This is a genomic window from Runella sp. R5_40 (genome assembly GCF_057652295.1).
This window is the reverse complement of the sequence record NZ_JBYFCH010000015.1, coordinates 151972-158998: the sequence shown is the minus strand read 5'-3', so window position 1 is coordinate 158998 and position 7027 is coordinate 151972. Positions and strand designations below refer to the sequence as shown.

The 7027-nt window shown below is 44.9% G+C and carries 8 protein-coding genes; 5 read left to right on the top strand and 3 right to left on the bottom strand.

Going from position 1 to position 7027, the window contains the following annotated elements; all coding sequences use genetic code 11:
* Positions 1–81: 81 nt before the first annotated feature.
* The 3 genes from AC23N5_RS21935 to AC23N5_RS21925 form a co-directional block, all read right to left on the bottom strand.
* On the bottom strand, positions 82–1224 hold the full coding sequence (locus tag AC23N5_RS21935) for an acetyltransferase domain-containing protein (protein WP_487757263.1): 1143 nt from the start codon (positions 1222–1224) through the stop codon (positions 82–84).
* A 112-nt stretch (positions 1225–1336) separates the two neighbouring features.
* On the bottom strand, positions 1337–2230 hold the full coding sequence (locus AC23N5_RS21930; RefSeq protein WP_487757262.1) for a dioxygenase family protein: 894 nt from the start codon (positions 2228–2230) through the stop codon (positions 1337–1339).
* Positions 2231–2577: 347 nt separating this feature from the next.
* Positions 2578–3450 (bottom strand): SDR family oxidoreductase, encoded by an 873-nt coding sequence (locus AC23N5_RS21925; RefSeq protein ID WP_487757261.1) that lies wholly within the window; start codon positions 3448–3450, stop codon positions 2578–2580.
* A gap of 125 nt (positions 3451–3575) precedes the next feature.
* Here AC23N5_RS21925 and AC23N5_RS21920 point away from each other — a divergent pair, with 125 nt between their 5' ends.
* From AC23N5_RS21920 to AC23N5_RS21900, 5 genes are all read left to right on the top strand, one after another.
* Entirely contained in the window at positions 3576–3974 is a 399-nt protein-coding gene (locus AC23N5_RS21920) for a winged helix-turn-helix transcriptional regulator (protein WP_487757260.1), read from the top strand.
* Between the two features lie 79 nt (positions 3975–4053).
* Positions 4054–4398, top strand: coding sequence for a zinc ribbon domain-containing protein YjdM (locus AC23N5_RS21915; RefSeq protein WP_487757259.1), 345 nt, complete (start codon positions 4054–4056; stop codon positions 4396–4398).
* Between the two features lie 133 nt (positions 4399–4531).
* Positions 4532–5830, top strand: coding sequence for a prolyl oligopeptidase family serine peptidase (locus tag AC23N5_RS21910; RefSeq protein ID WP_487757258.1), 1299 nt, complete (start codon positions 4532–4534; stop codon positions 5828–5830).
* A 215-nt stretch (positions 5831–6045) separates the two neighbouring features.
* On the top strand, positions 6046–6717 hold the full coding sequence (locus tag AC23N5_RS21905; RefSeq protein WP_487757257.1) for an XAC2610-related protein: 672 nt from the start codon (positions 6046–6048) through the stop codon (positions 6715–6717).
* A 42-nt stretch (positions 6718–6759) separates the two neighbouring features.
* Positions 6760–7023 carry a hypothetical protein gene (locus tag AC23N5_RS21900; protein WP_487757256.1) on the top strand — a complete coding sequence of 88 codons (264 nt, stop codon included), beginning with the start codon at positions 6760–6762 and terminating at the stop codon, positions 7021–7023.
* Positions 7024–7027 lie beyond the last annotated feature (4 nt).

Genomic DNA, 7027 nt, shown 5'->3' with positions numbered 1-7027 from the left:
GGTACTGTTTGTTAAAAATACTCAATCTTGAAATTTTACCATAGTACAAACCTAAAGGGCGGCCCCGTTGTGCTTTAACGCTTAAATATACCGTAGCCATGTTTTTTGGGTATTTGCCTTTTTGTATTTCCCAAACCATTGGCACAACGGATACAGCACTCCGACAATACCTATCCACACCAAATACACGCCCCAGAGCGGCAAGCCATTGGCGGCTTTGGGGCGGCCAAAACTGAACCCAAATTCAAAATCTTTGACCTCAAACCCTTGCGCAAAAAGAATGGCAAACATGGTTAAATGGACGATGTACCAATGCAATAAATAATAAAACATGGGGACTTTGCCGTAGGTAGTAAAAAAACGACTGAAGGCGTTTTCAGTACTTTCAAAGCAGTACAAAAGCAAAAACATTGTTCCTAACGTCATCAAATCGTACAACAAGGAAGGTGGGTATTTGGTGACATTGATGAAAGATAGGAACGTAAATAAGCTATCTTTTTGAGCCGACCAAGGCTGCGGGTCGAGTAAAATATTGGTAAAACGAAGCACCACAAAAGCAACTAGGGCAGCCCCTCCCAGTTTTAAAAAAATCTGTTTTCGTTCTTGGGCAGGCTTTTTAAAATAACTTCCAGCGCCGTATCCTGCCAACATAATGCCCAGCCAAGGAATAAGAGGATAGCCCATAATGAGCGTTTTAGAAGCAGGTAACGGCAAGGCAGTTACCGAAAAGATAGGCGTCAAAATAGTTCGCAACGCCGAACCTTCAGGTAAAAGCGCAAATGCCCCGTGAAGCACCATAATAGCCACACCTACAACGCCCAAAGTTGAAGCAGATACGCGGTGCAAGAAACCAAGTATGACGAAACTAAGTCCGATGGCTGCAATGACCTGAAACAGAAATACATTGAATTGAATATCCCACCAAATACCAAAGGTAATAACGGTGAATTCTAGCAACACCAGCCACAACCCACGCTTGATTAAAAACAAGTGGTTACCTTCTTTTTGGGAAGATAAATAAGCGGAGGTTCCTGCCAAAAACACAAATATCGGCGCGCAAAAATGCGTAACCCACCGTGCCATAAAAATGGATGCAGTGGTGGTCGTTAAGTTGGTAGGATCAAGAGTTTGGGAAGGAATGTGAATCAAATCACGAATATGGTCGAGGGCCATAATGACCATCACAATGCCTCTTACGGTGTCGATAGAAGAGATACGTTTCATAAAATGGGCTGATAGGGTTGTTTGGGATATAAAGTCAAATAGGTATAAAAACTAATTGGCGAACCGTTGGGTTCGCCAATTAGCTCGCACTTTCCCAGAAAGTCAACCCCTTCTAACTCAATACAAAACTCCGCTCGCTGAAGGCAGGTAGGTTGGGTTTTCCTTGGTAAAAATACCGTAGTTCGTCTTTAGGATCCATCAGTCCAAGGCTGTACAAAACGGGCACAAAATGGTCGGGAGTGGGAGCCGCCAATTTGCCCAGTTTATGGCTCGTTTCGTACTTGATAATGTTCCCAACGTTCCGTTCACTAATCTGATTTTTTATCCATTCATCATACTCTGCTTCCCAGCCAAATGGCGTCATGTCGCCCGACCGCATTTTGGGGCCAAGGATTTGAAGATTATGAATCAACGAGCCACTACCGATGATTAAAACACCCTTTTCGCGCAAGGATTTGAGCTGTTTGCCCAATTCATAATGGTACTGAGGTGTTTCGTAGTAGCTAATACTCATCTGAAACACAGGAATATTGGCATTGGGAAATAGGTGCATCAGCATAGGCCACGCGCCGTGGTCGAGTCCCCACTCGGTAGTTTCTTGCACAGAAGGAATAATTTTGGTTACCTCTTTCGCAATGTCTGGTGCTCCATGTGCATGGTACTTGGGGTCGTAATAATGTTTCGGAAAACCGTAGTAATCGTAGATTTGCTGTTGCTCGGGCGAAATATTCACAAACGTACCCCTCGAACACCAGTGTGCCGAAACAACCAAGGCCGCTTTCACTTCGTATTTTTTCTGCAAATCAAGCCCCAACTGAAACAGTGCATTCCAAAAAGGTCGCTGTTCTTTCGATAAAGGGATGTCCATTGGGCTCCCATGCGACGTAAACAACACGGGCATTCGGGTGCTTTGCGTAGGCAAAGTATCGGTATATTGTTTAAAACTGCTCAAGGTTCCCATGGCAGAGAGTGTTAGAAGTGATTGAATAAATTCCTTGCGTTCCATCGTAGTAAGGGTTTTCTTCCCTAAAATAACGGTAAATTCTGCAAAAAAACATGAACCCGAAGTTTCCCGCGTGCCCGAGGTTTTCTGCGTGCCCGAGGTTTCCCGCGTGTCCGAGGTTTCTCAAAACCTCGGCTGTACATTCGGTTAATCATAACCGAATGTACAGCGAAAAAATCAGTTCCGTAAGCGAGGTTTTGAGAAACCTCAAGCGTCGGTTGTGAGCAACCGACGGCACTACAATGAGCAACCGACGGCACTACCATGAGTAACCGACGGCACTACCATGAGTAACCGACGGCACTACAATGAGCAACCGACGGCACTACAATGAGCAACCGACGGCACTACTAAACCGTTTCCAAGGCAAAGGCTTCTTTCAAAAAGGCTGCCAAAGGCATTGTTTTGTGGCCCAAAATAGTTTCAAGGATAGGTGAAGGCTGGTCGAAATCTTCGTTTTTTACCGCTGCGGCAAACAGCACCGACATCAAAATAATCCCCTCTGGTAAGCCAAATTGTTTCAAAGCGCCCTCAAATGCCGCAGGTTCGGGACTTACGTATGGTACATTTTTACCCGATAAAATTGAAAGTTCAGCCGCAATTTCTTCAAACGAATACGCTTCTGAACCTGTCAATGGATAGGTTTGGTTTTCGTGACCTTCGGTTGTCAAAATTGTGGCAGTCGCTTTTGCCAATTCTTGACGGGCCGCAAAGGCTACTTTTCCATTTCCTGCTGGGAAGAAAATACCCGTTTCCAACACCCCCGCCCCTACAAACATCGGAATAACTTCGAAATAGAGGTTGTTTTGGAGAAATGTGTACGTCAATCCGCTTTCTTTGATGTAATCTTCCGTCTGGAAATGATCGCCCAACAAAGGCTTCAAGGGCGACTCGTTAATGTCTTTCATCGCCACCCCCGTATATAAAATATGCTTTACACCCGCATTTTTGGCAGCATCCACCACGTTTTTGTGTTGCCCCAAACGGTCATTAAAATCGTTGGAAGAAACCAAAAGCACCTTTTCGATGCCCTGCAATGCCGATGCCAACGATGCTTTGTCAAAATAGCTGCCTACACGGACGTCCACCCCTTGGGCAGCGAGGTGTTCGGCTTTTGCCGCATCCCGTACCAATACCGCGATTTCGCTGGCGGGTACTTTTGTAAGTAAATTTTCAACTACACTGCCTCCGAGTTGTCCTGTGGCGCCTGTTACTAATATCATTGTTGTAAAAGTTTATGTGAAAAATGTTTTTGATGGTCACAAAAGTAGGTTATCTTTGCTATGGAAAATATAGCGATATACAAAAGTATAGCACTATCATAAAGTATAGCAACCTGACTAACAACATGATACAATCACTGAGGTCTGTCGAAAATGTAAAAAAATGCCCCGTCTCCTACGTTTTGGCCGTGCAAGATACCCTCAACGCTTTTCAGGGGAAGTGGAAAATGCCCATCATTGGGACGTTGTTGTTTGGTAAAAAACGCTTTAAAGAAATTGAGCGTGAAATCCCCAAAATCACTCCACGGATGCTTTCTCAAGAATTGAAAGATTTGGAAGCCAATGGCATTATCAGTCGGAAGGTCTATAATACCATTCCAGTCACGGTAGAGTACGAACTCACCGAATCGGGGGAACAATTGCACAGGGTAATTGATACTATGATTGAGTGGGGATTGCAGCATCGTCAAACCAATATCATGGACAATTTACCTGCGTTTAGTGGCGTGCGGAATGCAGGATAAATTGTTGGGAAGTACTTTTATATGTCTTTTTGTGGCTAATTTTTCTACTTTTGCGGCCTAATCAAAATAAAACCTTCCTATGTCAGAATTTCCTCCTTGTCCCAAATGCGGTAGCGAATACGCTTATCCAAGCGATGGTTTGTTGGTGTGCCCCGAATGTTTTCACGAATGGAACCCCGAAGATGCGGAGGTAGAAGTGGTAGAGGGTGAATTGAACGTACTAGATGCCAACGGAAACGTCCTTCAAAACGGTGATTCGGTAGTGGTTATCAAGGATTTACCCGTGAAAGGTGCGCCAAAGCCCATCAAAGCGGGCACGAAAGTGAAAAACATCCGCCTCACCGAAGGCGACCATAACATCGACTGCAAAATCGACGGTTTTGGTTCGATGGGACTCAAATCGGAGTTTGTACGCAAGGCGTAAATACAGTGTTGTCTTCACGCAAAGTCGCTAAGAAGCTCAGATGCCTGTGACTTTGCGTGAATAACTTTGTGTTAAATTCCTTTCCCTCGGCATAAATGCTAACTTTGGCGGTTTACTTAATCTTTAACCTTTCATGAAAGTATTACACCTTACCAAAGTCATTTGTATTGCGCTTGTGTGCGCACTTTTTTTAGGGACTTCCGCCCAAGCTCAATCTTCGAGCGACTACACCCTCGTGGTGGAAGGCTACGATTGGGGCCCCGCAGTCAGCAAAGTGATTGTTGCGCTTGATGCGCCTTCAACCAATGTCGATTTTAAAGATTTTACCGTTGCCGTAACGCGGAGTTCGGACTGCGCCACGATTCCCGATGCCCTCAAAAGCGGCAATCGGACGGTGGTCTTTGCCTACATTTCCGACGCCCAAGGTAATCGAATCAAAGAGGGTTCGCACGCTACGCTCGTGCTGGCCGTAGCGCCCAACATGCCTCTCTCTTCGCCTTTTCAGTACTCGCAGAGTGGCCAATGTCGAGGTAATTCGTGGGTCAACTATCAAGTAACCGCTACCAACACCAAAACCAATCAGGTGTGGAACAAAGAAAAAGCAAGAGTTCGTCCAGGCATCGACGAGTTTGATTTGACAGGGAAATACGAGTACGAAGCGGGCAAAACCATGTCGTACGCGGCCTTTGCCCCCAAAAATAAGTCAGCCAAAAATCCCTTGATTATTTGGTTGCACGGTGGTGGTGAGGGTGGCACCGACCCCACTATTCCGCTAATTGGCAACAAAGCGTTCAACTATGCCTCTGTCGATATTCAAAAATACTTTGGCGCTGCCTACGTATTGGTGCCTCAGTGCCCTGGCGCGTGGATGCACAACAAAGAGGGCGTGATGCAGCCTGGCTCGGGTGAGGACGTATATAACGTAGGGTTGATGGCGCTCATCAAAGCGTATGTGGCCCAACACCCCGACATTGATTCTAAGCGTATTTACGTGGGTGGCTGCTCAAACGGTGGCTACATGGCGCTCAAGTTAATTTTAAAAGAACCTGCGTATTTTGCGGCGGGTTATATTAGTGCCTTGGCCTACCAATCGCAGTACATAACCGACGCCCAAATCAGCAGCATCAAAAATGTGCCGATGTGGTTTATCCACTGCAAAGAAGACGCCACGACTAAGCCTGATTTGACGGTAGTGCCCGTGTACGAGCGCTTGAAAAAGGCAGGTGCTAAAAACGTGTATTTCAGCTACTACGACCACGTCACTGATCTTTCGGGCTTTTTTGGTGGCGACAATTATTACTACAACGGACACTGGTCGTGGATTTACTCGCACGTAAACCACGCCCAACTCGACTACGACGGCTCGCTCGTTCGCCTCAACGGCCGCCCTACCACCATCATGGAATGGATGGCCGCACAGCGGAAGAAGTAGAGCGGTTCTGGGTGTACGAAATTTTGCAGGTGGCGAGGCTGTCTTTTATGTTTACTATGTGTTTATTCTAATGTGCTCTATGTGTTTTAGAATAAATGCTTCTAAACCCTGCATTTATTCGTACACCCTGACTTGGCTACATTGAAGCTGAGCAAATTTTAACGTATTTTCACCCTCAAAATGAACTTGAAAGTATAATTCGTATCATCTCGCAAATGGCAAAGTGGTTTCCTTTTCTTCTATATATAACTGTCTCAAATGCGTTATGGGCGCAGCATACATTTCTAATTACCCAAGCTCCCCACAATTATACGGCCAAGGTGAAGGTCGAAAAATGTACAGAATCCAACTGCCATGGAAAGGGGACGATAGAGTTAATATCCAGCATAAAAAAAGGTATTTCTCAAGTATTTACGTCGAAAAATATTGGTTTTGATATTGTGAGGGGTAAAAACAATGTCATAAAATACGACCAACAGCAAGTACTAAAGTTTGATGATTTTAACTTTGATAATCAAACTGACCTTGCCATTCGGAACGGTAACAACGGCAGTTATGGAGCACCAACGTACGACATTTATGTGTTCAACAGTACGAAACAACGTTTTGTCAAAAGCGAAGAATTGACTGATTTGGTCGTAGATAATTTGGGAATGTTCGAGGTGAACCACGCGCGTAAACGTTTGATTTGTAAGGAAAAATCAGGTTGCTGTTTGCTTCTAAAGACCGAGTACGAAGTTGTTTTTAGAAAGGGCCTCAAAAAAGTACGTGAAGTTGAAGAAGCTTCTGATGGAGAAACTGTAAAAGTGACGACCCGTGAACTAAGAAATGGACAGTGGGTATCCAACCTTAAAAAGTACAAAGTGGCAGATTATTATAAACCGTAACGACTGCTACTTATCTTTGTGCCAAACAAACCCACGTTAAACATGGAAAATCCGTTTGGCACAAAAGATTATGGGCGCTTAACGCTCGAAGAATTGAGGGCAGAAGAAAAAAAGCTAAAGTCGCAACGTATCCCGATGGCGATTTTTGTTGGCTTTTTGGTTGGTATTGCCATTTACTCCGCTACGCACAATGGCAAATTCCTTCCCGTCATTTTGATGGTTGCGGCTTTTATTATTGGGCGTAATGCCACTCATAAACTCAAGAACCTCCAAGCTGAAATTCAACGTAGAAATAGCCCATTTTAGGTTG

Bases quoted from the DNA above. Each gene is read 5' to 3' on its own strand.
- AC23N5_RS21910 (WP_487757258.1), top strand. From the start codon at position 4,532: ATGAAAGTATTACACCTTACCAAAGTCATTTGTATTGCGCTTGTGTGC.
- AC23N5_RS21915 (WP_487757259.1), top strand. From the start codon at position 4,054: ATGTCAGAATTTCCTCCTTGTCCCAAATGCGGTAGCGAATACGCTTAT.
- AC23N5_RS21900 (WP_487757256.1), top strand. From the start codon at position 6,760: ATGGAAAATCCGTTTGGCACAAAAGATTATGGGCGCTTAACGCTCGAA.
- AC23N5_RS21925 (WP_487757261.1), bottom strand. From the start codon at position 3,450: ATGATATTAGTAACAGGCGCCACAGGACAACTCGGAGGCAGTGTAGTT.
- AC23N5_RS21920 (WP_487757260.1), top strand. From the start codon at position 3,576: ATGATACAATCACTGAGGTCTGTCGAAAATGTAAAAAAATGCCCCGTC.
- AC23N5_RS21935 (WP_487757263.1), bottom strand. From the start codon at position 1,224: ATGAAACGTATCTCTTCTATCGACACCGTAAGAGGCATTGTGATGGTC.
- AC23N5_RS21905 (WP_487757257.1), top strand. From the start codon at position 6,046: ATGGCAAAGTGGTTTCCTTTTCTTCTATATATAACTGTCTCAAATGCG.
- AC23N5_RS21930 (WP_487757262.1), bottom strand. From the start codon at position 2,230: ATGGAACGCAAGGAATTTATTCAATCACTTCTAACACTCTCTGCCATG.